At 31.1% G+C, this 579-nt stretch carries 1 protein-coding gene; it reads right to left on the reverse strand.

From position 1 onward, the window contains the following. Positions 1-156: 156 nt before the first annotated feature. Positions 157-579 (reverse strand): hypothetical protein (locus tag AZI32_RS17520; RefSeq protein ID WP_345968972.1); only part of this gene is annotated, 423 nt, incomplete at its 5' end.

The raw sequence follows: 579 nt of genomic DNA on the forward strand, positions 1-579 counted from the left end.
TTCTCTGTGCCTGTCCTTCTATATGCACCTCATTCGCTCTAATTTGCTCCTCTAAGCGATTTAATTTGTTGTTTAGAGTATTTATACTCATTATAAGCAAAGTTGCTTGTAAACCCAATAAGACTAAAATTAATACTAAATCCATTTTTATTCCTCCTAATCTTCTAAATACCATTTGCCTTCTTTGATAACTTGTTTAAATTCTTCATTACTCAATATCCAAGGCAATACACTTATTAAGTTGTGAAGCTCCATATAATTCCCTTCTTTTAGTGTTTGATAATCCTCTAAAGTTACATTATCGTTAGAAGTTATTTCATCATCTAAGCCAGAGTCTATTAATTCATGTTCAACCCTACATTTTTTATTACTATTTAAAACTTCTTCAAAAGTAACAGGATTTCTTGCAAGCTCCCATTCTGACGCTAAGTTAATATTTCCCTCTAACTGCTTCTTGCTGTAAGTCGTTTCTATCAACTTAAGAAATCCTAGTTCACTTGAGCCTATTACATGTCTGTCATTTTTAAATTTCAGTTCGTTATTTTCTTCTAGCATTTTTATAACTTCCCACAAACTATT

Source organism: Clostridium sp. ATCC 25772 (genome assembly GCF_001573875.1).
Lineage (GTDB): Bacteria > Bacillota > Clostridia > Clostridiales > Clostridiaceae > Clostridium_J > Clostridium_J senegalense.